19 protein-coding genes, 1 tRNA gene and 2 riboswitches are annotated in these 25,556 nt (G+C 64.9%); of the genes, 13 read left to right on the top strand and 7 right to left on the bottom strand.

Annotated features, from left to right (window positions below):
* Nucleotides 1–127 precede the first annotated feature (127 nt).
* The gene (locus tag XH79_RS33900; RefSeq protein WP_271584494.1) at nt 128–1,264 is read right to left on the bottom strand and encodes a hypothetical protein; all 1,137 of its coding nucleotides are present in this window, start codon (nt 1,262–1,264) and stop codon (nt 128–130) included.
* Nucleotides 1,265–1,572: 308 nt separating this feature from the next.
* On the opposite strand from XH79_RS33900, the gene XH79_RS33895 reads away from it, so the two are divergent.
* Together XH79_RS33895 and XH79_RS33890 are read left to right on the top strand one after the other, a co-directional pair.
* Nucleotides 1,573–1,818 carry a zinc-finger domain-containing protein gene (locus XH79_RS33895; RefSeq protein WP_007602543.1) on the top strand — a complete coding sequence of 82 codons (246 nt, stop codon included), beginning with the start codon at nt 1,573–1,575 and terminating at the stop codon, nt 1,816–1,818.
* 19 nt (nt 1,819–1,837) lie between these two features.
* Nucleotides 1,838–3,040, top strand: coding sequence for an FAD-dependent monooxygenase (locus XH79_RS33890; protein WP_212343275.1), 1,203 nt, complete (start codon nt 1,838–1,840; stop codon nt 3,038–3,040).
* 22 nt (nt 3,041–3,062) lie between these two features.
* On the opposite strand, the gene XH79_RS33885 is transcribed toward XH79_RS33890, so the two are convergent.
* Nucleotides 3,063–3,491, bottom strand: coding sequence for a twin-arginine translocation pathway signal (locus XH79_RS33885; protein WP_271584493.1), 429 nt, complete (start codon nt 3,489–3,491; stop codon nt 3,063–3,065).
* Between the two features lie 171 nt (nt 3,492–3,662).
* Here XH79_RS33885 and XH79_RS33880 point away from each other — a divergent pair.
* Nucleotides 3,663–3,751, top strand: a tRNA-Leu gene (locus tag XH79_RS33880).
* A gap of 131 nt (nt 3,752–3,882) precedes the next feature.
* Here XH79_RS33880 and XH79_RS33875 read toward each other — a convergent pair.
* Nucleotides 3,883–4,590, bottom strand: coding sequence for a hypothetical protein (locus XH79_RS33875; protein ID WP_212343273.1), 708 nt, complete (start codon nt 4,588–4,590; stop codon nt 3,883–3,885).
* A gap of 285 nt (nt 4,591–4,875) precedes the next feature.
* Between XH79_RS33875 and XH79_RS33870 the strand changes: the two genes are divergently transcribed.
* A complete protein-coding gene (locus XH79_RS33870; protein WP_271584492.1) occupies nt 4,876–6,408 on the top strand; it encodes a hypothetical protein in 1,533 nt (510 codons plus the stop codon).
* A 2-nt stretch (nt 6,409–6,410) separates the two neighbouring features.
* On the opposite strand, the gene XH79_RS33865 is transcribed toward XH79_RS33870, so the two are convergent.
* Nucleotides 6,411–7,703 (bottom strand): hypothetical protein, encoded by a 1,293-nt coding sequence (locus tag XH79_RS33865; protein ID WP_271584491.1) that lies wholly within the window; start codon nt 7,701–7,703, stop codon nt 6,411–6,413.
* A complete protein-coding gene (locus XH79_RS33860) occupies nt 7,700–9,019 on the bottom strand; it encodes a hypothetical protein (RefSeq protein ID WP_271584490.1) in 1,320 nt (439 codons plus the stop codon). The genes XH79_RS33865 and XH79_RS33860 overlap by 4 nt, the downstream gene beginning before the upstream one ends.
* Nucleotides 9,020–9,296: 277 nt before the next feature.
* Here XH79_RS33860 and XH79_RS33855 point away from each other — a divergent pair, with 277 nt between their 5' ends.
* Nucleotides 9,297–10,547, top strand: a complete 1,251-nt coding sequence (locus XH79_RS33855; RefSeq protein WP_271584489.1) for a multidrug effflux MFS transporter — start codon at nt 9,297–9,299, stop codon at nt 10,545–10,547.
* 282 nt (nt 10,548–10,829) lie between these two features.
* Here XH79_RS33855 and XH79_RS33850 read toward each other — a convergent pair whose 3' ends face one another.
* Both XH79_RS33850 and XH79_RS33845 read right to left on the bottom strand, forming a co-directional pair.
* The gene (locus XH79_RS33850) at nt 10,830–12,437 is read right to left on the bottom strand and encodes an ABC transporter substrate-binding protein (RefSeq protein WP_271584488.1); all 1,608 of its coding nucleotides are present in this window, start codon (nt 12,435–12,437) and stop codon (nt 10,830–10,832) included.
* A gap of 129 nt (nt 12,438–12,566) precedes the next feature.
* The gene (locus tag XH79_RS33845) at nt 12,567–14,174 is read right to left on the bottom strand and encodes an ABC transporter substrate-binding protein (RefSeq protein WP_271584487.1); all 1,608 of its coding nucleotides are present in this window, start codon (nt 14,172–14,174) and stop codon (nt 12,567–12,569) included.
* A 270-nt stretch (nt 14,175–14,444) separates the two neighbouring features.
* Here XH79_RS33845 and XH79_RS33840 point away from each other — a divergent pair, with 270 nt between their 5' ends.
* The 8 genes from XH79_RS33840 to XH79_RS33805 all read left to right on the top strand — a co-directional run bounded on the left by XH79_RS33840 (nt 14,445) and on the right by XH79_RS33805 (nt 25,504).
* Nucleotides 14,445–15,575 carry a M20/M25/M40 family metallo-hydrolase gene (locus XH79_RS33840; RefSeq protein WP_271584486.1) on the top strand — a complete coding sequence of 377 codons (1,131 nt, stop codon included), beginning with the start codon at nt 14,445–14,447 and terminating at the stop codon, nt 15,573–15,575.
* A gap of 95 nt (nt 15,576–15,670) precedes the next feature.
* A riboswitch (glycine riboswitch) is annotated at nt 15,671–15,775 on the top strand.
* 3 nt (nt 15,776–15,778) lie between these two features.
* Nucleotides 15,779–15,884, top strand: a riboswitch (glycine riboswitch).
* Between the two features lie 67 nt (nt 15,885–15,951).
* Nucleotides 15,952–17,253: a D-amino acid dehydrogenase gene (locus XH79_RS33835; protein ID WP_271584485.1), complete on the top strand. Its 1,302-nt coding sequence runs from the start codon at nt 15,952–15,954 to the stop codon at nt 17,251–17,253.
* Nucleotides 17,254–17,434: 181 nt separating this feature from the next.
* Entirely contained in the window at nt 17,435–18,376 is a 942-nt protein-coding gene (locus XH79_RS33830) for an ABC transporter permease (protein WP_271584484.1), read from the top strand.
* Nucleotides 18,377–18,394: 18 nt separating this feature from the next.
* Complete coding sequence (locus tag XH79_RS33825; RefSeq protein WP_271584483.1) at nt 18,395–19,282, top strand: ABC transporter permease; 888 nt, start codon at nt 18,395–18,397, stop codon at nt 19,280–19,282.
* A 129-nt stretch (nt 19,283–19,411) separates the two neighbouring features.
* Nucleotides 19,412–21,061, top strand: coding sequence for an ABC transporter ATP-binding protein (locus XH79_RS33820; RefSeq protein WP_271584482.1), 1,650 nt, complete (start codon nt 19,412–19,414; stop codon nt 21,059–21,061).
* 336 nt (nt 21,062–21,397) lie between these two features.
* Nucleotides 21,398–22,903 carry a M81 family metallopeptidase gene (locus tag XH79_RS33815; RefSeq protein ID WP_212343263.1) on the top strand — a complete coding sequence of 502 codons (1,506 nt, stop codon included), beginning with the start codon at nt 21,398–21,400 and terminating at the stop codon, nt 22,901–22,903.
* A 13-nt stretch (nt 22,904–22,916) separates the two neighbouring features.
* Complete coding sequence (locus XH79_RS33810) at nt 22,917–24,080, top strand: M20 aminoacylase family protein (RefSeq protein WP_212343262.1); 1,164 nt, start codon at nt 22,917–22,919, stop codon at nt 24,078–24,080.
* Nucleotides 24,081–24,082: 2 nt separating this feature from the next.
* Entirely contained in the window at nt 24,083–25,504 is a 1,422-nt protein-coding gene (locus tag XH79_RS33805) for an amidase (protein ID WP_212343261.1), read from the top strand.
* Nucleotides 25,505–25,556 lie beyond the last annotated feature (52 nt).

Here is a 25,556-nt window from a genome sequence, read left to right as displayed (position 1 = left end):
TTAGAGCATGATCCGGAAAAGTGTGCAGCGGTTTTTCCTCGCGGCAAACGCGGAACGCGCTTGCGCGGAGATCATGCCCAAACAATAGCCCAGGCGCGTCGACGAATGACCTCAATCTCGTCGCGCTTTAGGCCTTAAGGGCCGCATCCGCCAGAGCGGCTTCGGCGGCGATCCGGGCACGGTGCAGCCGCCGCGCACGTTTCCGATCGCACCAAGCCTGGGTCAGGCGCTCGGTGGTGGCCTTGATCGAGGACAACAGGCCGAACAGCGTCAAGACGGCGCCGAACAGCCACATCGCCAGATCGAACACGCCGCCGACGAGCAGCAGCGCGCCGCGCCCGAGCAGCTTCATGATCGCGCGGGTCTTGCTGCCTTGCGCTTCGGCCAGCCGCGCCGCGCGCGCGACGTCCTTCGGGCCTTCGGCGATCCGCAGCGTATCCATGGCACCGCGAGTGCCGGTCCTCTCGGCCACGCGCGTCACGTCCTTCCCGAGCCGCACCAGCGCACCGGCCTTCTCGGCCCGGAACGCTGCCTTGATCGCGCTGACGGTTTCGCCCGGGCGGAACACGGAACCCTTGGCGACCGCGTTCCGAAGCATCGGGGTGTCCACGATCTCGCGTGCGGAACGGCCTGCCCATGCAGCTAATCCTTCGCCGAGCCGTCCGACCTTCCGCGCATCCTTCACCAGCGTCAGCCCGGCCCGCACTGGCGCTGCGCCGCCGACAGAGATGTAGGTTGCCGCCGTCACCGCAAGGCCCGCGGTCGCAAGGCCCAGCACCAGGCGGTCGGTCTCCTCGCCCATCGCCAGATGCTTGCCCTCGCGCACGACGTCCCTGACGTCGCCGATCACGAAGAGGTCGCCGGCAACGGTTCCGGACAGGCTCGCGACGTCGTCGGCATTGCCGGTGACGAGGCCGGTGGCGAAACGTTTTGCGAAATGCGAGGTGGAGTTCTCCGCCTTGACCGCATCGCTGACGCGACTGAGCAGGTCGTCCGGAAGCGCGATGTTGCGGTCACGCGCCAGCGCCACGAAACTGTCGGCGAGATCGGCATCGCCGGATGCGAGCGCGGCCTCGATGTTGTCCTGGACCAGCTGGTCGTTCTGCCGCAGCAGCGCGTCGAGCCTGAGCTCGGAGAGCAGGTGCGGATCGTCCTGGGCGGCGAGGATCGCGCCAGCGTCACGGGCGTGCGGCGCTACCTGCGCGAGCAGAAGGCTGCACGCCGCAATACCGGTCAACGCTGTGCTGATTCGCAGCCATTTCATGCGGAAAAGCCCGGAGGGTCCTGGATCGCCTGCGCCCTTTGATTCGTCTTTCGTCTCAAATTGCGCGCGTCCCCAGACATAGTATGCCAAAATTGCGACACAACGTCCCCGACGAAAGAAGGGCTTCTCTCAGGCGGCAAGATTGTGTCGAATTTGCATGAGCAAATGAGCATGGGGCAATTGCGGCGCTTTCGGTTCCGCTGGACTAGCAATCATCTGCACCCGCCTTTATGGTCCGCGGCGCCTCAAAGATGCCGCGTCAGTTTTTGATTGTGTCTGCCGCCATTGCCACTCCAGGATGAACTACGATGTCCGACCATGTCGTCCCGCACTTCCATAACGATGCCGGTGTCCCCGTCATCGAGATCGGCTCGCAAGAGTTCATGTGCGTTGGCGCCAACCCTCCGTTCGATCATCCGCACGTCTTTCTCGACCTCGGCAACGATAACGAGATCATCTGTCCTTACTGCTCGACGCTGTACCGGTTCGCAGCCGACCTGAAGGCCGGCGAAGCGCGGCCGCCGGAATGCGTCCTCAAGGACAAGGTGGCCTGACCGCGTCCATCGGTCAGGGGTGGCGCTCACACGAACGATTGTCATCGCCGGTGCCGGCATCGGTGGACTGACGGCCGCGCTTGCGCTGGCCGCCCGCGGCTTCCGCATCGTCGTGCTGGAAAAGGCCGAGCGTCTCGAGGAAGTCGGCGCCGGCCTGCAGCTGTCCCCCAATGCCAGCCGCGTGCTGGTCGAGCTCGGCCTCACTGAGCGCCTCAAGCTGCGCGCCGTCGTCCCCGAGGCGGTCTCGATCATGAGCGCGCGGGCCGGTGGCGAGCTGCTGCGCATGCCGCTCGGCGAAGCCGCTTCGCTGCGCGCCGGCGCCCCCTATTGGGTGGTGCACCGTGCCGATCTGCAATCCGCGCTCGCCGGCGCGGTCTCCGACCATCCCGATATCGACCTGAAGTTAGGGGCAACCTTCGAGGACGTCGCGCCTCATGCCAAGGGACTGACCGTCGTCCACCGCAGCGGCACGATCCGCCGCAGCGATCTCGCCAGCGCCCTGATCGGCGCCGACGGTATCTGGTCGACGGTACGCCAGCATCTGTTTCCCGAGGTGCAGCCGCGTTTCTCCGGGCTGATCGCCTGGCGCGGCACGATCGATGCCACGCAGCTGCCGAAGGACTACGCCGCCCGGCGGGTGCAGCTCTGGATGGGGGCGAACGCCCATCTCGTCGCCTATCCGATCGCAGGCGGACGCCAGATCAACGTGGTCGCGGTGCTGCCAGGCACCTGGAACAGGCCGGGCTGGAGCACGCCCGGCGATCCGCGCGAGGTGATGGATGCGTTTGCCGCACCGCGCTGGCCGCCGGCGGCGCGGATGATGCTCGCCGCGGTCGACAGCTGGCGGAAATGGGCGCTGTTCGGCGTGCCCGACGGCTGCCCCTGGAGCAAAGGCGCGGTCGCGCTGCTCGGCGACGCCGTCCATGCGATGCTGCCCTTCGCCGCGCAAGGCGCCGGCATGGCGATCGAGGATGCCGCCGTGCTCGCGCGGCTCGTGAGCCCAGAGGCGGCCGAGAGCACTGCGGGCATCACCGCCGCGCTGAAGCAATATGCCCGTATGCGCGAGGGCCGCGTGCGGCGGGTGCAACGGACCGCGCGACAGCAGGGCCGCATCTATCATCTCGGCGGCCCGCTCGCGATCGCGCGCGATGTTGCGATCCGCGCCCTCGGCCCGGACCGCATGCTGGCGCGGCAGGACTGGATCTACGGCTGGCGGCCCTGAAGGTGCGTGCAGTCGAGCCGGCTCAGCGCGCGGCGCTGCCGGGTCTCGTCGGAGCCGGCTTGATCTCGGGCCGCTGTGGGGTCGAGGCCTGCGGTTTTGCATCGGGCGGCGTCTCCCGGCACCTGTTGCGGCGCCAGGCGTCTTCGACGAGCTGCGCCTGCCCGCGCACCGCGACGTAGTCGTTGCGATAGGCGAGCTCGGACACGACGGCCCCGCCGGCCCCGGTCTGCGCCTTATCCATCAGTCTCTGCAAATCGGTCGTGCGACCGGCGAGCGCCTTGCGCTCGCTCTCGAGCTGCTTGCAATCGTACAGATCGTACCTGGCGGGATCGGCAAAGGCCGGCGCGACCGTCTCGCTGATGCCGGCGCAGCCGGCCAGGGTCGCGCCGCCCGCGAGCAGCACGAGAAGCGCGCCGCAGAAGCGCAGGGAAGCGGAAAGCGAAGCAGCCATGCCGGATGAATAGTCCCCGTGGATTGAGAATGCCTAAAGCAGCAACAGATGTCCGGATTGAGGCTTTGCCTTGTGCGCCCGGCTCGCTTAAGGAAGAACACCCGCCGGGCCGCAAAACGCCAATTCCAGACGGCCGCAGGTGGACTTAAGTGTTTGATCTCGTTGGATCAAGCGGGCATGGCGGAATTGGTAGACGCAAGGGACTTAAAATCCCTCGGTGCGCAAGCGCTGTGCCGGTTCGACCCCGGCTGCCCGCACCATCAGAGCTGACGGCAACGCCTAGCGCAATGTTGCCCCTGCTTGAGGTTCCTACATTCATTGCCTGAGGTACCGCGCTTGACAGTCACGGCCCAGGCGAACGACGGCTCCTACCCAAATTGCGATTATACGTTCAAGAAAAGAGGCTGTAGAGCTTGCCGACGGTGTAAAGAAATATGTTCAAAAGGAAAGCTGTACGGAATGCGTTCGCAAAGTCTGCCTTTCGATCATTGAAAAGCAGCAGCACCGCCGAAAGCACGATCCAGAAGAGCGGCACAGCAAAAGCAGAAATCACGTTTTGCAGGCCCAGGGCTAGTGCGGTAACGATCGCTGGTCCATTGAACGTAAACTTATATAGACCAACAGCGGCGAAGAATGAGGTAGCGCCAAGAATTCCCGCGAGTGCTCTCTTCGCGGCGCTAGCGGGCTTACCCACAACGCCGAGCGGCAGGAAGAAGTCATACTGGATGGCGGCCTTAAATGCCTCCCATGCCGCTCCAGTCCACGTTTGAGTTGTGGGGGAGGATTTGTCAGCGATCGCCTGTTGTCTCTCCGGATTCTGCGGTGCTGCCAGCTGGCTCTCATTCGAGATGGCGATAGGCGGTCCTCCGGCGAGTGAAGCGTGATACAGGGGCACCGCAACGAAAGCCGTCGACTGTGTTGCAGCCGGCACCGCTTGCCCCCGTCTCGCGCGAAGTATCGTTAACACTCCGACCGCAACGACTGCCAAACCGACCAGCATAAGCGGCGGCGGAGGGTCCTGCGAAGTCGCGGTCCCATGGGGCATCAAGAGCATGGTTGCCCCTAATGCAATCAAGACTATGCCAGCAAATATATTCATGTCTATTCGCCCCCCGCTGCGAATATCGGGAAATACACCATGCTCAAACCTCTTATCAACGTCTGGTAGTGCAATTTCTAGGGGGGACTGAGCCCAACAAGCCGGCGCGGGCAACCATTCGTTTACCAACCCGCCCCTCTCCTTGCGGAACCCGCCGGATACAACCGGCCTTTACTCGACCTTAGACCGTCCTCCCCTAAATCGAACCACGTCTGCCGGCCGTCGCCGCGGATGTCAGGGCAAACGCCAAGGCCTGCAGCGCCGGCTTCGATGGTGAGAGTTTTCATGGACGCGCGCGAGAATTGGTCCCGGTCAGGGATTGGCGGGGCGCCCACGGCGCTCGGACGCTACCTGCACGGGCGTGAGATCTACCTTGTCCTGATCGCATTCCTGTCGGTGTTCTACATTTCGAACGGGCCGGTCCAGCTCAGCCATTATGACCTCGGCTGGCACATCGCCGCCGGAGACCTCATCAGGGAGCGCGGCGAGATCCCGTTTCAGGATCCATGGGCGTTCACGCTCGCAGACAAGCGCTGGTACAATCTGTCGTGGCTCTGGGACGTGATTGCCAGCGTGCTTTATCAGCACACCGGCCTTGCCGGGATCGTCCTGATGGTCGTCGCCTGCGGCGCGGTCATCGTCGGATATCTCACCTCATGCGGCTTGCGCAGCGGTGCGTCGGTCCCGGCGGTTTGCATCACCGTCTTCGCCGCGTGCCTGCTCTACCCCTGCTACGAGGCGGCGCCCAACACGTATCTGGCGGCATCGCCGAATATCGCGACCATGCTGTTCGCGGTGATCTTCTACGGGGAATGCCTGCAGCGGCGCAGATGGTTCCTGTTGCCGGCGATGATGGTGCTGTGGGTCAATCTGCATGGCGGCTTCATGCTCGCCTTTCCGATCATCGGCGTCTTCGCCGGCGTCGCCTTGCTTCGACGCGACTGGACCAACTTCAGGAATTATTGCCTCGCGGGCATCGGATGCTTCGCCGCGATCTTCGTCAATCCGCTGGGATGGCACATCTACGACGGCGTGATGGCGACGCTCGGCCATTTCATCCAGGCCAATATCGGCGAGTGGCGTCCCTACTTCCACAACATGGAGCTGCCCGGAAGCATTCCCGCCATCGCCTATGCCTTGACCTTCATTGCGCTCGAGCTGCGCTACCGAAACTCGAGACCCATTCCGGTGGAGCCGCGCCTCTTGGCATGGCTGTTCCTGTTCCTGGGCCTCTACCAGTTCAGGTACATCGCCTTCTTCTTCATCTTCTCGGCGGTCCCGATGGCGCTGCATGTCGACCGCCTGCTGCCCGAGCGCCTGGCGAGGCTCGACATCCGCGGCGCGATGCTGGCGGCGGGGATCATCGGTGTCTTCGTGCTGCCGCTCAGCTTCCTGCAGGTGCGACCGGCGCTGGCGCTGCCGGAGATGCTCTCGGATGAGGATGCCAACTATCTGCTCGCGCATTCCACGCATTCGCGCGTGCTGAACCACTGGAATTCCGGCGGGCTGCTGATCTTCCGCACCCACGGCTCCGTGCCCCTGTTCGTGGACGGCCGTGCCGCGACCGCCTATCCGGACGAGCTGCTCCGCGACTATCTCAAGCTGGTGCGCTGGGATATCGACGAGGCCGCCTGGGACACGGTGATCAAGACATACAAGATCGATGCGGTGCTCTGGGTCAGAGCACATGACGAGCTGCGGCAGTTCCTCGTCGGCCAGAGGGGCTGGAGAGAAGACTACACCGGCGCCTATATGAGCCTCTACACCGCGCCGCCGGCCTCCTCGCCCGAGGGCGCGAACGCGGCCGCGTCGAGATAGGATCACGTCCGCTGCGGTTGATGCGCAAGCAGGATCCAGAAGCAGATCAGCGCCAGCGTGAGCTGGCCGTACCCGCCCATGAACGCGGTAACCGAGGCTGACGCCAGGATCGGAATGGCGACCGCAACCGCGAGCGCGGCGACCATCATCACCGCAGGCAGGTCGACGACAAGGACGGCCGCGTAGAGCGCCACCTGGAAGAAGGTGTACTCCTTCGGTCTGGGCGTGCAGAGATAGAGTGCGTACATCGCAAGCACGGTGATGCGCATCGCCGCGCCCGGATGATCCATCAGCCAGTCGTCGAGCACCTGAAGCAGCGAGGCCTTGCCGGTGCGCCCCTGTGGCCTGACCATGCGCCACACCGAGACTGCGAACGGCGCGAGCACGAGCGTGATCGCGATGAGCCCATAGAGGCCGACGACGAACAGCTTGCTGCCGGCAAGTCCAATTTGGCCTGCAAGTGTCGAGGCAATCAGCAGCAGCGACGGATTGACCTCGCTTGCGGGCGAATGCTGTCCGGGAATCTGGCCGGTGATCGCGCTGAGCCAGCTCCGCGACAGATCCGGATAGAACGTCAGCGAAACCAGGATCGGCAGGCCGAACATGCCCGCCGCCACCGCGATCAGAAGCAGCTTGCGACGTCTCGGCTGCGGCAGGAAATAGAGCGCTGCGAGGATCGGCAGGAACACCAGCTTGAAGGCGGTGACGAGGCCGAGCACGGCCGCACCGGCGAGCTGCGGCACGAGGCTCGCGTCCCGCTGCTCCCCGGATTGCACGGGACGCAGCAACAATGCGAGCGACGCCGCCGTCAGCAGGCCGCTCAGGATCTCGAAATTACCGGTCGCAACCACCCAGTCGAAGCCGAGGAAACCACCGAGCACGATGACGGCCCGCAGCACGGCGTCTTGCCAGCGCCGTTTGGTCGTGCTGGGGCCGGGCAGCAGCAGCGCGCAGATCACCGCGAGGACAAGATAGATCGGCTTGTAATGGGCGACGAGAAAATCGCCGGTGCAGAGCGGCCGAAAGGCGTCGAGGGTCACCGGAAGGTACGGGTAAGAAAGCTTCGTATCCTTCAGGTTCTTGACGAAATAGGGATCGAGCCCCTGGAGGTGAGCGTCCACCGCGGCGCAATTGATCCGCACGTCCCAGCCAAAGGTATTCTCCGCGGCGAGGTCGACGGTGACGGACATGGCGACAAGCGCCGCCGCAAGCAGGATCAACCAGGTCAGCCAGCGGCTTCCCGACGCGTTCGCGGCCAGAGATCCAGCATCTGCGGACGAGGCGAGGCTCGTCATGAACGCGCGTCCTGCGTCTCAAGACGCATCGGCTCCGCGCGAAAATCGAGCAGCAGGATCCAGAAGCACAGCAGCGCGACGATGAGGAGGACAAAGCCGCCCTCCACCGTGTGCCCCGTGATCGAGACCAGGCCGGGAGCGAGGAAGCCGACGGTGAGCATGGCGGCGAGCGCCAAGGCCGGAAGGTCGGCGATGAGAACCGCGGCATAGACCGCGAGCTCGAAGAAGGCATATTCCTTGAGGCGCGGCGAGCTGACATAGAGCGCAAACATCGCGAGCACGGTGATGCGCGCGGCCACGTGGGGATGGTCGATCAGCCAGCGGTCGAGCCGCGTCAAAAGCGATCCCCCTGCCCGAACCGGTCCGCTGCCGACCGCGCGCAGGACGGATAGCACGAACGGCACGAGCACGAGCGCGAGTGCTGCGAGCGCATAGGTCGCGAACATCGCCGGCTTGCTGTCGCCGAGGCCGACCTGCTCCAGGAGGCTGCGCGCCAGCAGCAGCAGCGACGGATTGGTTTCCATGAGCTCGACGGCATGCTGATCGGGGATCTGCTTCGTTAGCACACCCACCCAGCTCGCGAACAGGTCGCCGTAGAACAGCTTCGAGATCAGGATCGGCAATGCGAAGCCGAACGCGGCCACCGCGATCAGCGCCAGCTTGCGCGCGCGCGGCAGCGGCAGGAAATAGAGCGCGGCGATCACGGGACAGAACACCAGCTTGAACGAGGTCACGAGACCTAGCAGCGCGGCGCCGCCGGCGCGCAAGGCGAAGCCGCGATCCTCAGCGGCGGATGCCGTCGGGCGAAGCAGGAGCCTCAGCGCGACCGCGGTCAGCAGGCCGCCCAGGATGGCGAAATTCCCGGACGCCCAGACCCATTCGAAGCCGATGAACGCGCCGAACACGCAGAGCAGCCTGAGCGCAACGTCGCGCGGGGTAGCTCGCGTCCGGCCAAGCCCCGGCAGGAGCAGGCCGCAGAGCACGCCGAGCACGAGATAGACGCCCATGTGATGAGCGACGAGGACGCCGCCGGCGCACACGGGGCGAAACACATCGAGCGTCACAGGCAGATAGGGGTAGGAGAACCTGGTGCCCTTCAGGTTCTTGACGAAGTAGGGATCGAGCCCATTGGCATAGGCATCGACCGCGGCGCAATTGACGCGAACGTCCCAGCCGTAATTCAGGGGAAGCGTGCCGTCGCTGACGAGATTGCCGAGCACCAGCAGCGCCGTCAGCCCGATCAGCCAGGCAAGCCAGGTGTTTCGCCGTGCCGTCATGTCGACCGAGGGGCCCAACCATCGTGCTACGTCGGACACTGCGAAATACCTTGTCTTGCCGGGTTCCGGGGCGCCTGCCGCAGCACGCCGTCAGGCCACAATGGACAGGATGAGTTTCGGATTCATCTCCCCGGTGCGCCGTCCGCGATCTTATGGTGAATGGCTGGTTGCCGGCGCGCGGCTGGGACGGCGGGAGTGACGGGCTACCTCACCAACTCGTGTCCGCCCCGCCCCTGCCTGACAGCCATCCCGAAACATGGGTTGTGCGTCGCAGCATGGACGTTAGAAAAAGCCCTGAATTTCAGAGGTGAGCTTCTTGTCCGACGTCAATGCCGACGATTGGGTGTCCTCGGGACACCGGCCCATGGGTTTTCCCGAATTTGTCATCGTGATCGCGTCCATCATGGCGCTGAATCCGCTCGCGATGGATATGATGCTGCCGGCGCTGCCCAATATCGGGGCGGCATTCAAGATTCCCGTCGCCAATCACCTCCAGCTGGTGCTGTCGACCTTCCTGATCGGCTTCGGCGTCGGCCAGTTCGTCATGGGCCCGTTGTCGGACCGATTCGGCCGCCGTCCGGTGCTGCTCGGCGGCATGGCGGTCTATGCGGTCGCGAGCGTGCTGGCGGTCGCCGCGCCCTCGTTCGAGACGCTGCTGCTGGCGCGCGCGCTGCAGGGGCTCGGCACCTCGGCAACGCGCGTGATCGCGACCTCGATCGTGCGCGACTGCTATGTCGGCCGCCGCATGGCGAGCGTGATGTCGCTGGCGATGATGGTATTCATCGCGGTGCCCGTGATCGCGCCGTCATTCGGACAGGCGGTGCTGCTGGTGACGGCCTGGCGCGGCATCTTCGTCGTGCTGATGCTCTACGGCCTGCTCGCGCTCGCATGGTGCGTGCTGCGGCTGCCTGAAACGCTTCCCGAATCGGAGCGCCGGTCGCTGGCGCCCGCCGACGTGCTCTCGGCCTTCCGCCAGACCGTGACCAACCGCCAGACCATCGGCTACGCGACGGCTGCCGGCAGCGTCATCGGCGCCCTCTTCGCCTACGTGTTCTGCGCCCAGCAGGTCTTCACCGGCGTCTACCATCTCGGTCACTACTTTCCGCTCGCCTTCGCCGCGATCGCGGCCGGCACGGCTGTGGCCGGATTCCTCAATTCGCAGCTGGTCGGACGGCTCGGCATGCGCGTGATCTCGCACGGCGCGCTGACGCTCTACACCGTGGTGGCGGGCGTGATGCTGCTGACGGAGATCCTCGGCGTGCTGCCGCTCGCGTTGTTCATGGTGCTCTCGGCGCTGATGATGTTCTCGTTCGGCATGATGGTCGCCAACTTCACTGCGCTCGCCATGGAGCCGCAGGGCCACATCGCCGGTACCGCGTCGTCGCTCTACGGCTCGATCACGACCCTGATCGGCATCGTGGTCGGCATGGCGATCGGCCAGAGCTTCGACGGCACGCTGCTGCCGTTCTCGGTCGGCTTCTTCCTGTCGACGCTGGCTGCGCTCGGAATCGTTCTGGTGGTGGAGAAGGGACGGCTGTTCAAGCCGCATCATCGTCCCGTGACGTGAGGAACTTCCCCGCCGCCTCCATGTTGTCCTGCAGCAATCGAGAGGATGGCGAGATGGAACCAAAGAAGAAGCCGGATCAGCCCGCGTGGAAAGTGGAGCAACCCGCTCCACAGCCAGGGCATTCCGAGGAACGGCCGGACACAAGTCTGCCATTCGCGAGTGAAGGGCTCGAGCAGGTGCGCGACAGCCACTGCTAGAGGCGGATCAAAGAAGTATTGCGCCATGGAAAACGGCGCCGCGGAGACCCGCGGCGCCGTTTTTTTTTCGGATGCAGGCGACAGCCTATTCCGACTTGTCGATGTTCCAGAACACCGGAGTCGCCGGGCCGTCGATCACACCCGTAAGCGACTTCCGCCACGCGCTCGGCGCCTGATATTGACCCAGCGGCATGTAAAGCACCTGGTCATAGGCTTCCTTCTGGATCTCGGTCGCGATCTTCTTGCGATCCTCCGCCGAGCTCGCGCGAACGAAGGCGTCCTTGAGTTGCTCGATCTTGGCGTCCTCCGCCCAGCCGAACCAGCCGCCCTTCCTGCCCTGGCCGCCGACGGCGACGTTGGAGATCGGGTTGTCCACGTCGGCGCTGACCCAGTTGGTGATGAACATGTTCCAGCCGCCCTCCTTCGGGGGCTTTTGGCTGGCGCGCCGGCTCACCACCGTCTGCCAGTCGGTCGCCTGCAGGTCGACCTTGAAGCCGGCTTCGCGCAGCTGCTGAGCCACCACGATCGGTTGAGCCTTCAGCAGCAGCACGTCGCCCGGCGCCATCAGCACGACCGGGGTCCCGTCGTAACCGGACTCGGCGAGCGCCTTCCTGGCCGCAGCCATGTCGCCGCCCTTCGCGAGGGTCTCGCCGCCAATGTCCGTCGCGAACGGCGTGTCGCAAATGAAGGCCGCAGCACAAGTCTTGTAGTATTTGGGGTTGCCGATCAGCGCATCGAGCACGTCCTTCTGCTTGATCGCCAGGAATGCGGCGCGGCGGACCTTGACGTTGTCGAACGGCGGATGAAGGAAGTTCATCCGCGCGCCCGTCTGGAATCCGAACTTGTTCAGGATCTCGATCTTGAGCTCCTTGTCGGCTTCGATGGCGGGCAACATTTCGATGGCGGGATATTCCATGAAATCGACGTCACCCGACTGCAGCGCGTTCAACGCCGTCTGCGAGTCCGGCATCGTAAGCCATTCGACGCGGTCGACCTTCACCACCTTGCCGCCGGTGGTCCAGTTCGCCGGCTCCTTGCGCGGCACATAGTCGGTGTTCTTGACGTAGACCGACTTCACCCCGGGCTGGAATTCACCCTGCACGAACTTGAACGGGCCGGAGCCGATCTGCTCGGGGATCTGCTTGTCCACCGGCGTTTCGGCAAGACGCTTCGGCATCATGAAAGCGACCCGCGAGGACGGCTTGCCGATCGATTCCAGCACGAGCGCGTACGGCTCCTTCAGCTTCAGCGTGATGGTCTTTGGGTCGGTCGCCTCGATGCTCGCGGTGAACAGCATCATCTGCTGCCCCATCCCGTCGACTTGAGCCCAGCGCTTCAGGGAGGCGACGCAATCTTCCGCGGTGACGGGCGTGCCGTCATGCCACTTCAGGCCGTCGCGGAGCGTGAAGGTGTAGGTCAGCTTGTCGTCGGAGATCTTCCAATCCGCCATCTGCGGCTGGCTCTTGAAGTTCGAATCCGTCGCGATCAGCGTGTCGTAGACCATGTAGCCATGGTCGCGCGAGATATAGGCGCTGGTGAAGATCGGATCGAGGATGCGCAGATCCGAATGCATCACGGCGGTGATGGTCTTGCCCGCGGCAAGAGCTGGCGATGCCAGTGCCGAAAGTGCCACGACCGAAAGTGCAAGTTTGGAGGCGAAGGCAAGACGTCCCCGGCGCATCATTTCGAACATCGAAGTTCTCCTGGCAGTTCTGTTGGCAGTCTTCTTGGTAGTGCTCTTGGCAGTTCTCCCGGCAAGCGGCGCCGCTGATGACAGCGGCGCCGCGCGATGGTCGAGAAGGCGCGATGGCGCGCCTTCCCCTTACTCGGACTTGTCGACGTTCCAGAACAGCGGCGTCGCCGGGCCGTCGAGCACGCCGGTGAGCGATTTGCGCCAGCCGCTCGGCAGCAGGTACTGCCCGAGCGGGATGTAGATCACCTGCTCGTAGGCTTCCTTCTGGATGTCGGCTGCGATCTTCTTCTGCTCGTCGATCGAGGGCGCGCGGACGAAGGCGTCCTTGAGCTGCTCGATCTTGGCGTCTTCCGCCCAGCCGAACCAGCCCTTCTTGCCCTGGCCGCCGATCGAGAGATTGGCGATCGGGTTGGCGACGTCGGCCGCGACCCAGTTGGTGAAGAACATGTTCCAGCCGCCTTCCTTCGGCGGCTTCTGGCTGGCGCGGCGGCTCACCACCGTCTGCCAGTCGGTCGCCTGCAGGTCGACCTTGAAGCCGGCCTCGCGCAGCAGCTGGGCGGCCACGATCGGCTGCGCCTTCAGCGTCGTGACGTCGCCAGGCGCCATCACCACGACCGGGGTGCCGTCATAGCCGGACTCGGCAAGCGCCTTCTTGGCTTCCGCCATGCCGTTGCCCTTGACCAGGGTTTCGGCGCCGACATCGGTCGCCAGCGGCGTGTCGCAGATGAAGAACGCGCCGCAGATCTTCTGGTACTTGGCGTTGCCGACGAGCGCGTCGAGAACGTCCTTCTGGTTCATCGCCAGCAGGGCCGCGCGGCGCACCTTCACGTTGTCGAACGGCGGATAGAGGAAGTTCATGCGGCCGAGGGTCTGGAAACCGAACTTGTTGGAGACCTCGATCGTGAGCTCCTTGTTCGCTTCCAGCACCGGCAGCATGTCGTAGGGCAGGTTTTCCATGAAGTCGATGTCGCCCGACTGCAGCGCATTCACCGCGGTCTGCGAGTCCGGCATCGTGATCCACTCGACGCGGTCGACCTTCACCACCTTGCCGCCGGAGGTCCAGCTCGCCGGCTCCTTGCGCGGCACGTAATCGGTGTTCTTGACGTAGACCGCCTTCACGCCCGGCTGGAATTCACCCTGCACGAACTTGAAGGGGCCCGAGCCGATCTGCTCGGGAATCTGCTTGTCCGGCGGCACCTCGGCGAGACGCTTCGGCATCATGAAGGCGACGCGCGAGGACGGCTTGCCGATGGAGTCGAGGACGAGGCCGTAGGGCTCCTTCAGCTTCAGCGTGATGGTCTTGGCGTCGGTCGCCTCGATGCTCGCCGTGAAGTCCATGAGCTTCTGGCCCATGCCGTCGACCGCGGCCCAGCGCTTGAGCGAGGCGACGCAGTCTTCCGCCGTCACGGGCGCGCCGTCATGCCATTTCAGGCCGTCGCGCAGCGTGAAGGTGTAGGTCAGCTTGTCATCGGAGATCTTCCAGTCCGCCATCTGCGGCTGGATCTTGAAATTCGAATCGGGGGCCACCAGCGTGTCGTAGACCATGTAGCCATGGTCACGCGTGATGTAGGCCGTGGTGAAGATCGGGTCGATGATGCGAAGGTCGGAATGCATCACGGCGGTAAGGGTCTTGCCGGCCGCAAGCACTGGCGAGGCCAGCGCCGTTGAAAGCGCGACGACCGACAGCGCAAGTTTGGAGGCGAGCGCGCGAGGCCCCCGGCGCATGAAGTTGGACATAAAAAGTTTCTCCTGACGTGAAACTGTTCAAAGGCAGGTTATTGGTTGAGCATCCGGTTCGTTCCTTGGGCGAACTAACCTCATGCAATGCCTTTATCTTTTCGAGACTTGCAGACAGTGTTGAGCGCGTCAATCCGGTTTCGTCGCAAGCCCTCGCGGCGCGCGCACGGGCTCCACAAAGATCGGTTTAGCTCTACAACGCTCTCCGCTTGTCCTGCCGCGCGCCGATGCAATGCGCGTTCCATCTTTCGCAGCTTGAGAGACATTGAGATGAATCCAGCCAATCTTCCCTTCGATTCCGAGGCCATGCTCGAGGGCCTGCGCACCTGGGTGGAATGCGAAAGCCCGACCTGGGACGCGAACGCGGTGAACCGCATGCTCGATATCGCGGCGCGGGACATGGCGATCATGGGTGCGACGATCGAACGCATCGCCGGCCGCCAGGGTTTCGGCGGCGTGATCCGCGCGCGCTTTCCGCATCCGAAACAGGGCGAGCCGGGCATCCTGATCGCCGGCCACATGGATACCGTCCACCCGGTCGGCACCATCGAGAAGCTGAAATGGCGGCGCGAGGGCAGCAAGTGTTACGGCCCCGGCATCTACGACATGAAGGGCGGCAATTATCTCTCGCTGGAAGCGATCCGCCAGCTGGCGCGCGCCTCGTTCACGACACCGCTGCCGATCACCGTGCTGTTCACGCCCGACGAAGAGGTCGGCACGCCTTCGACCCGGGACATCATCGAGGCGGAAGCCGCGCGCAATAAATACGTGCTGGTGCCCGAGCCCGGCCGCGCCGACAACGGCGTCACCACCGGACGTTACGCCATCGCACGCTTCAATCTCGAGGCGACGGGACGGCCGAGCCACGCCGGCGCGACGCTGTCGGCGGGACGTTCGGCGATCCGCGAAATGGCGCGGCAGATTCTCGCGATCGACGCGATGACGACGGAGGACTGCACCTTCTCGGTCGGCGTCGTGCATGGCGGCCAGTGGGTGAACTGCGTTGCTACGACCGCCACCGGCGAGGCGCTGTCGATGGCCAAACGCCAGGCCGATCTCGACCGCGGTGTCGAAAAGATGCTGGCACTCTCGGGCACCAACAACGACGTGACCTTCAAGGTGACACGCGGCGTGACGCGGCCGGTCTGGGAGCCGGATGCCGGCACAATGGCGCTGTATGAGAAGGCGCGCGGCATCGCCAAATCCCTTGGCGCGGAATTACCGCATGCGAGCTCCGGCGGAGGCTCCGACGGCAACTTCACCGGCGCCATGGGCATCCCGACTCTCGACGGCCTCGGCGTGCGCGGCGGCAATGGCCACACGCTGGAGGAGTTCATCGAGGTCGATAGCCTCGTCGAACGCGGGCGCTTGATGGCGGGATTGCTGGCGACGCTGGAATAAATTGAATCAACCTTGCACTGCACAATGCGTTGGCAGTCGCGGTCTAAATTTAGCCTTGTCTAAAAATGAGGCGTATCGTACTGCTCGATTGTCCACGCGACGATGCGGGAGAGATCGCAACGAAGGTATTCAGCTTTCGTTGCGACGCCGACGGAGCAACCGCCCCGGAAACTCTCAGGCAAAAGGACTGTATCGTCAGGACGATCTGGAGAGAGGCGGCGCGATTTCAGGCAATCGTGGCGTCCACCGAAGGGGATAGTCCGTTGCGTGATCCGCAGCGGATCAAGCTCTCAGGTAACCGTGACAGATGGGGCGCCGCCAACGGCCTTTGGCCGGCGGCCGACCTATCCTAACTCACGGGAGCCCCGAACCTGCCATGACCCATATCGCCATCATTGGCGCCGGCATCACCGGCGTGACGACTGCCTATGCCCTGCTCGAACGCGGCTACAAGGTAACGGTGCTCGACAAGCACCGTTATGCCGCGATGGAGACATCGTTCGCCAACGGCGGACAGCTGTCCGCCAGCAATGCCGAAGTGTGGAACAGCACCGCGACGATCCTCAAAGGCCTGCGCTGGATGTTCCGGCGCGACGCGCCGCTGCTGATGAACCCGCGGCCAAACTGGCACAAATATTCGTGGATGAGCGAGTTCGTCGCCAACATCGGCAACTACCGCGCCAACACCATCGAGACCACGCGGCTTGCGATCAAAGCCCGCAAGCATCTGTTCGAGATCGCAACGCGCGAAGGCATCGACTTCGATCTCGAGCGCCGCGGCATCCTTCACATCTATCACGACAAGGCGGGTTTCGAATCCGGCCTGCGCGTCAACGCGCTGCTGCAGGAAGGCGGCCTCGATCGCCGTCCAGTGACGCCGGAGGAGATCCGCGCGATCGAGCCGACGCTGCGCAAGGCGTATTATGGCGGCTTCTACACGCCGTCGGATGCGACCGGCGATATCCACAAGTTCACCCGCGGGCTGGCGGACGCCTGCAAGCGGCGTGGCGCGACCTTCATCCATGAAGCCGATATCGATTCAATCGCGCGCGCCGGCAGCGGCTTCGTGCTCGGCTGGGCCGATCTTGCTGCAAGCGATGCCCTCGCCTCCGCACGCGGCATGCTGAAGGCGGACGGGGTCGTGGTCTGCGCCGGCGTCGCCAGCCGCCACTTCGCCGCCCTCCTCGACGATCGCATCAACGTCTACCCCGTGAAGGGCTACTCGATCACCGTGCAGCTCGACACCGCCGAGAGTCGCAACGCGACGCCGACCGTCAGCCTGCTCGACGAAGCCGCCAAGATCGTCACCAGCCGGCTCGGTGCCGATCGTTTACGTGTGGCCGGCACGGCCGAGTTCAACGACTTCAATCGCGACATCCGCGCCGACCGCGTGCAGCCGCTGGTCGACTGGGTGCGCAGCAACTTCCCCGCCATCGAAACATCGCGCGTCGTGCCCTGGGCCGGGCTGCGCCCGATGATGCCGAACATGATGCCGGTGGTGCGCGCAGGAAGGATGCCGGGCGTGTTCTTCAACACCGGTCACGGCCATCTCGGCTGGACCCTGTCGGCCGCGACCGCGCAGATGATCGCTGGGACCATCGACGGCTGGCGCGGGCTCAATGCGCCGCCGACCGTGCCTTCACTGGGGGTTGAGCGTGAGCTGCATCATGCATCCTGAGTGGTTTGGACCGGACGCGGGGCGGCCTCTTGCGACCGCCCTGCCCTTGGCACACAATTTGCCCCGAAAAGTCGGCATCTCCGGCCGGCTTTCCAGCCCGAGTGACAGGCGCGCATGATAGACACGATCGAATCCACGGACGCCCCAGGGCCCCACAAGTTCCGCAGCCGGAGATAGGTGCATGCTAGGTTATCTCATTCGCCGCGTTCTGGCCGCGGTGCCCGTGATGGGCGTCGTCGCGCTGTTCGTGTTCCTGCTGTTGCGGCTAACGCCGGGCGATCCCGCCGCAATCCTCGCCGGCGACAACGCGACGCCGGAACGGCTCGAGCGCATCCGCGAATCGCTCGGCCTCAACGAGCCGCTGATCGTGCAGTTCATCACATGGGTGAACAAGCTGCTGCATGGCGACCTCGGAACCTCGCTGATCTCCAACCTGCCGGTCATGAAGATGATCGGCCAGCGCGTCGAGCCGTCGATCTCGATCGCGCTGTGCACCATCATCCTCGCCGTCATCGTCGCAGTTCCCTTAGGCGTGATCGCCGCGTGGAAGCACGGCACCTGGATCGACCGTTTCGTGATGGGCCTGTCGGTCCTCGGCTTCTCGGTGCCGGTGTTCGTGGTCGGTTATGTCCTGATCGAGGTCTTCGCGATCGACCTGCGCTGGGTGCCGGTGCAGGGCTTCCGGAGCATCTTCAACGGCTTCGGTCCGTTCTTCGAGCGCATGATCCTGCCGACCTGCGCCCTGTCCTTCATCTACATCGCGCTGATCGCGCGCATGACGCGCGCGGCGATGCTCGACGTGCTCGGCGAAGATTACGTGCGAACGGCGCGTGCGAAAGGCATCAACGAGGTTGCCGTGATGATGCGGCATGCGCTGCGCAACGCCGCCGTGCCCGTGATCACCGTGGTCGGCACCGGCTTTGCGCTGCTGATCTCCGGCGTCGTCGTCACCGAGAGCGTGTTCAACATCCCCGGCATCGGGCGCCTCACCGTGGATGCGGTGCTGGCGCGCGACTATCCGGTGATCCAGGCCATGATCCTGCTGACGTCGCTGATCTACGTCGTCGTCAATCTCCTCATCGACGTCGCCTACACCCTGCTCGATCCCCGGATCCGGTACTGAGGCAAGGACAAGAACAATATGTCAGTCGATACCCTTCCCCAGTCGTCCATTCCGATCACGTCGCCGCTGCGGCCGCGCTTCGGCTTCCTCACCTCGACGCCGATCATCGCCACGGCAACAGTCTTGCTCGCGCTAATCGTGGTGATCTCGATCCTCGCGCCGCTGATCGCGCCGCATGATCCGATCCAGCTTGCGCCGTCGCAGCGATTGAAACCGGCCTCGGCGCAATTCCTGCTCGGCACCGACGCCTACGGACGCGACCTCCTGTCGCGCGTGGTCTATGGCGGCCGCATCTCGCTGCTGATCGGCATCGGCTCGGCGATCCTGTCGATCGTCATCGGCCTTTCGATCGGCCTCGTCTCCGGCTTCTTCAAGCTGGTCGATTCCGTGATGATGCGCATCATGGACGGCCTGATGGCGATGCCGAGCATCCTGCTCGCCATCGCCGTGGTGTCGCTCTCCGGCGCCAGCCTCTGGACCGTGCTGATCGCGATCACGATCCCTGAGATTCCGCGCGTGGCGCGCCTGGTCCGCTCGGTCGTGCTGTCGGCACGCGAGGAGCCTTACGTCGAGGCCGCGATCTCGGTCGGCTCCAGCCTGCCGAAGATCATGTGGCGCCATCTGATGCCGAACACGATCGCGCCGCTGATCGTCCAGGGCACCTATGTCTGCGCCTCCGCGATCCTCACCGAGGCGATCCTCTCCTTCCTCGGCGCCGGCATCTCGCCGGAGACGCCGACCTGGGGCAACATCATGGCCGAGGGCCGCCAGTACTTCCAGATCAAGCCCTCGCTGATCTTCTGGCCGGGCCTTTTGCTCTCGATCGCCATCCTCAGCATCAACCTGATCGGCGACGCCGCCCGTGACGCCCTCGACCCCCGCATGAAGCAGCGGGAGGGGAAGTGATGCGAGTGGCACTGTCATTCCGGGGCGCGCCCCTTGGCGCGAGCCCGGAATCCATTTCAACGCCTGGACTGACGCCCGATGGATTCCGGGCTCGCGCTGCGCGCGCCCCGGAATGACGAGAGAGTTCGCATGACCAACCCTGTTCTCGACATCAACAACCTCGTCGTCTCCGTCGGCAAGAAGCCGAAGGGCGCCAACATCATCGACGGCATCTCGATCCAGGTGCGCGAACGCGAGACGCTGTGCCTCGTCGGCGAAAGCGGCTCGGGCAAGTCGGTGACCTCGCTCACCACGATGGGCCTGTTGCCGAAGGGCACGCTGGTGCCGACCTCCGGCAGCGTCAAGCTGGTCGGCGAAGAGCTGCTCACCGCGACCGACCGCCGCCTGCGCCAGCTCCGCGCGACGCAGATGGCGATGATCTTCCAGGAGCCGATGACCGCGCTCAATCCGGTGGTGCCGGTCGGCCGCCAGATCGACGAGGTGCTGCGCGCCCACACCAAGCTCGACGCGAGGGCGCGCAAGAAGCGCATCCTCGACATGATGGAGCAGGTCCGCCTGCCCCAGGTCGAGCGCATCTTCGCCTCCTACCCGCACCGCCTCTCCGGCGGCCAGCGCCAGCGCATCATGATCGCGATGGCGCTGGTGCTGGAGCCGAAGCTGCTGATCGCGGACGAGCCGACCACCGCGCTCGACGTCACCACGCAGAAGCAGATCCTGACCCTGATCCGCGACCTCCAGCGCGATCACGGCACGGCCGTGCTGTTCATCACCCACGACATGGGCGTGGTGGCCGAGATCGCCGACCGCGTCGCGGTGATGCGGCAGGGCCGCCTGGTCGAGACCGGTCCGCTCGAGACCGTGCTGCGCAATCCGACCATGGAATACACCCGCAACCTGCTGGCGTCGGTGCCGAGCCTGGTGCCGCGGCCGCCGCGCGAGGAGAGCCGCGAGCCCGTGGTGCTCGAGGCCAACGACCTCAGCAAGGTCTACAAGGAGCGCGCGTTCTTCGGCAAAGGCCGCGAGGTCGTCGCCGCCGACAAGGTCACGCTCACCCTGCGCAAGGGCCGCACGCTCGGCATCGTCGGCGAGAGCGGCTCGGGCAAGTCGACGGTGGCGCGCTGCATCGTCCGCCTGATCGATCCGACCTCGGGCGGCGTGCGCCTTGCCGGCCGCGAGATTTCCGACATCTCGCGCCGCCTGCTGCAGCCGCACCGGCAGAAGATCCAGATCGTGTTCCAGGATCCCTACCGCTCGCTCAATCCGCGCGTCAGCGTCGGCGAGAGCATCGCGGAAGGCCCGATCAATTACGGCGTCTCGCATGCCGACGCGATGAAGCGCGCCCGCGAGCTGCTCGAGCTGGTTGGGCTGCCGGCCGATGCAGTGTCGCGCTATCCGCACCAGTTCTCCGGCGGCCAGCGCCAGCGCATTGCCATCGCCCGCGCCCTCGCGCTCGATCCGGACGTGCTGGTCGCGGACGAAGCGGTCTCCGCGCTCGACGTCTCGGTGCAGGCGCAGGTGCTGGAACTGCTCGACGAGATCCAGAAGCGGCTCGGCATCGCCATCCTGTTCATCACCCACGATTTGCGCGTCGCAGCCCAGATCTGCGACGAGGTCGTGGTGATGCAGCACGGCCGCGTCGTCGAGCAGGGCCCCGCCGCCGAAGTGCTGACGCATCCGAAGGAGGCCTACACCAGGGCGCTGCTGGATGCCGCGCCGGGACGCAACTGGGACTTTGCGAACTTCCGGCCGGTGGCGGAGGGCGTGGCGGCCACCGCGTGATGTCTATCCGCGCGTGATGGAGTGGTGTGGAGCGCTATTGCCTCCGCACCGTCGTCCCGGCGAGGGGCCGGGACCCATACCGCGTGATTTATCGATCGCGGGTGGCGCTAGTCCCGAACGACCAATCTTCGCCAAACTTCTCCCTGGGGTTATGGGTCCCGGCCTTCGCCGGGACGACATCGAGGGTGTGGTTGGCGGAGCAGCTCACAACGCCCACCGCCCCGCAGCATTCCCAAAACGTCTTGACCCTATGCACGGCGCGATTGCTTCCCGCCTTGCTCTCCTCGCAAAGCCGGGGCTAACGTCGCGCACTCTTGATTGACCGGACTGGGTTGAATGACACGTATCGCCGTCGGCGGCTTCCTGCACGAGACCAACACTTTCGCGCCGACAAAGGCGACCTTTGCCGACTTCCAGCATGGCGGCGGCTGGCCGGCGATGACTGAAGGTGCCGACGTCTTGAAGGTGATGCGCCGCATCAATGTCGGCCTCGCCGGTTTCGTCGACAGTGCCGAGGCGAATGGCTGGGAACTCATTCCGACCATTGCCTGCGGTGCGAGCCCGTCGGCGCATGTCACCAAGGATGCCTTCGAGCGCATCGTGAAGGTCATGATCGATGGCATCGCCGCCGCGGGCCCGATCGATGCGGTCTATCTCGACTTGCACGGTGCGATGGTGACCGAGCATCTCGACGACGGCGAAGGCGAGATTTTGGCACGTGTGCGCCGCGTCATCGGCAAGGATGTTCCGCTGGTCGCAAGCCTCGACCTCCACGCCAACGTCACGCCTGCAATGATGGAGCATGCGGACGCGCTGATCGCCTACCGCACCTATCCGCATGTCGACATGGCCGACACCGGCCGCGCCTGCGCGAAGCATCTCGCGCTGCTGCTGAAGACCAGGCAGCGCCTTGCAAAGTCGTTCCGCCAATTGCCGTTCCTGATCGCGATCAGCTGGCAATGCACCAACGACTTTCCCACCAAGGGCATCTACGAGAAGCTCGCTGCTCTCGAGAACGATGCTGTTCCCACCCTCTCCTTCGCGCCCGGCTTCCCCGCCGCCGATTTCCGCGACTGCGGGCCGAGCGTGTTCGCCTATGGCAAGACGCAAGAAGAGGCCGACCGTGCGGCCGATGCCATCGTCAGGCTGATCGAAAGCCACGAGAACGATTTCGACGGCAAGATCTGGCTGCCCGACGATGGCGTGCGCCATGCGATGGAACTCTCGAAGAGCGCGAGCAAGCCGATCATCATCGCCGACACCCAGGACAATCCCGGCGCCGGCGGCGATTCCGATACCACCGGCATGCTGCGCGCGCTGGTGCGCAACAAGGCCAGCGCCGCGACCGGCGCCATCTACGATCCGGAGTCGGCGAAGGCCGCGCACGAAGCCGGCGTCGGCGCCACCGTGACGCTGTCGCTCGGCGGCAAGTCCGGCATTCCCGGCGACGAGCCCTATCGCGAGACGTTTGTGGTCGAAACACTCTCCGACGGCCGCTTCATCGCGTCCGGTCCTTACTACGGCGGCCGCGAGATGGAGATGGGGCCCTCCGCAGCCTTGCGTATCGGCGACGTCCGCGTCGTCGTCTCCTCGCACAAGGCGCAGCTCGCCGACCAGGCGATGTACCGCTATGTCGGCATCGAGCCGACGCAGGAGAAGATTCTGGTCAACAAGAGCTCGGTGCACTTCCGCGCCGATTTCGAGCCGATCGCGGAAAAGCTGATGATCTGCGCCGCCCCCGGCGCGATGCCGGCCGATACCGCGTCTCTCCCCTGGACGCGCCTGCGTCCGGGCATCCGCATCAAGCCGAACGGCCCCGTTTTCAACCCTCCTTCACGCTAACCGGACAGGAACCATGCCCACCATCGACCGCATCGACGGCTATGCCGACGAACTCACCGCTATCAGGCGCGACCTCCACGCCCATCCCGAGATCGGCTTCGAGGAAGTACGCACTTCCGGCATCGTCGCCGACAAGCTGAAGAGCTGGGGCATCGAGGTGCATCGCGGTCTCGGCGGCACCGGCGTGATCGGCGTCATCAAGGGCAAGGGTTCGAGCGGCAAGCGCATTGGCCTCCGCGCCGACATGGATGCGTTGCCGATGGAAGAGAACACCAATCTGAAGTGGAGCTCGAAGATCCCCGGCCGCTTCCACGGCTGCGGCCATGACGGCCACACCACCATGCTGCTCGGCACCGCGCGCTATCTCGCCGAGACCCGGAACTTCGACGGCACCGTGCATCTGATCTTCCAGCCGGCCGAGGAAGGCCTCGGCGGCGCCCGCGCCATGATCAAGGACGGCCTGTTCGAGAAGTTTCCCTGCGACGAGCTCTACGGCCTGCACAACGCGCCCGACCTCAATCACGGTGAGATCGCGATCCTGCCCGGTCCGGCCATGGCCAGCGCCGATTTCTTCGATCTCCGCATCACGGGCTACGGCGCGCATGGCGCGATGCCCGAGCGCTCCAAGGATGCGGTGATCATCGCAACCACGCTGGCGCAGGCGATCCAGACCATCGTCAGCCGCAACGTCGAGCCGCTGCAGGCCGCGGTGGTGTCGATCACCCAGATCCACGCCGGCTCCGCCTACAACGTCATTCCCGGCGACGCGCATCTGTGCGGCACCATCCGCACCTTCTCGAAGGAAGTTCGCACCCTGGTCAGCGAACGCATCCGCACCATCTGCGCCGGCATCGCAAGCGCCTACCAGTGCGTGATCGACGTCGACATCCGTGACACCTTCAACGTGCTGATCAACCAGGTCGAACAGTCCAAGGTGGTCGAGGACGTCGCGCGCACGATCGTCGACCCCGCCAACGTGATCACCCGCGCCCAGCCGAAGATGGGCAGCGAGGATTTCGCCGACATGCTGGAGACCATTCCCGGCGCCTATTTCTGGGTCGGCCATGACGGCTCGGTGCCGGTGCACAATCCCGGCTTCGTGCTCGACGACAAGATCCTGCCGATCGGCGCCAGCATGTTCGCTCGGATCATCGAAACGCGCATGCCGGTGGGCTAGCAATGCAGAAAAAGAGCGCCGAGGAGACGGTCACCTCGCTGCACGATCTGTCCGCGGTCGACCTGATCGCGGGCTATCGCGCCAAGCAATTCTCGCCGAGCGAGGTGCTGGAGGACGTGCTCGCGCATGTCGCGGCGTGGGAACCGCACCTCAAGGCGCTCTATGCATTCGATCCCGACAGCGCGCGCGAGGCCGCCAAGGCCTCGACCGCGCGCTGGAGCGGGGGCGAGCCGTCAGGCGCGCTCGACGGCGTGCCTGTCACGGTGAAGGACAACATCGCGACCAAGGGCGTGCCGGTGCCGCTGGGCGCGGCCAGCGTCAAGCTCGTGCCGGCCGAGAAGGACGCTCCGCCCGCCGCGCGGCTGCGCGAAGCCGGCGCGGTCATCTTCGCCAAGACCACCATGCCCGATTACGGCATGCTGTCCTCCGGGCTCTCCTCTTTCCACGCGCTCGCACGCAATCCCTGGGATCTCGCCAAGAACCCCGGCGGCTCCAGCGCGGGCGCCGGCGCCGCTGCGGCGGCTGGTTATGGCCCGCTGCACCTCGGCACCGATATCGGTGGCTCGGTCCGTCTGCCTGCGGGCTGGTGCGGCCTCGTCGGCCTGAAGCCGAGTTTTGGCCGCGTGCCGATCGATCCCGTCTATGTCGGTCGCGTAGCGGGTCCCATGACCCGCACCGTCGACGATTGCGCGCTGATGATGAGCGCGATCGCAAAGCCCGACCGGCGCGACGGCATGAGCCTGCCCGCCGAGCCACTCAACTGGAAGGGACTGGAAAAGTCCCCGCGAAAACTGCGCATCGGCCTGATGCTCGATCCCGGCTGCGGCCTGGCGCTGGAGAAGCCGGTGCGCGACGTCGCGGTGAAGGCCGCGAAAGCGTTTGAATCCGCAGGTAGCGTCGTGACGGAAGTCGACGGCATCCTCACCCGCGAGATGCTCGACGGCCTCGACAATTTCTGGCGCGCGCGGATGTGGGACGATCTGTCCAAGCTGACGCCGGCCGAACAGGCAAAGGTGCTGCCCTATATCTTCAAATGGGGCGAGTCCGGCGCGAAGCTCTCGGGTGTCGACGTCATCCGGGGCTTCAACCAGACCATGGCGATCCGCGCGGCCGCGTCAAAGCTGTTCTGCGAGCTCGACTATGTGATCTCGCCGACCGCACCCAACGTCAACTATCCCGCAGACTGGGCCTCGCCCACCAACGATCCCATGAAGCCGTTCGAGCACATCGCCTATACCGTGCCGTGGAATATGTCGGAGAATCCGGCCGTCTCGATCAATGGCGGCTTCGACGCCAAGGGTTTTCCCATCGGCGTGCAGATCGTCGGCCGCCGCTTCGACGATATCGGCGTGCTCGGCATGGCCAAGGCGTTTGAGGGCCTGCGCGGCGCGCAGCGGCCCTGGCCCAAGCCGCCGGCGAAGTAGCTTGAATTCAGTCATTCCGGGTTGCGCCCTCTTGGCGCAAGCCCGGAATCCA

The sequence above is a fragment of the Bradyrhizobium sp. CCBAU 45389 genome (assembly GCF_028128625.1).
Classification (GTDB): Bacteria; Pseudomonadota; Alphaproteobacteria; order Rhizobiales; family Xanthobacteraceae; genus Bradyrhizobium; species Bradyrhizobium liaoningense_B.
The sequence above is the reverse complement of the archived record's forward strand: the minus strand, read 5'-3'. Positions and strand labels throughout refer to the sequence as shown.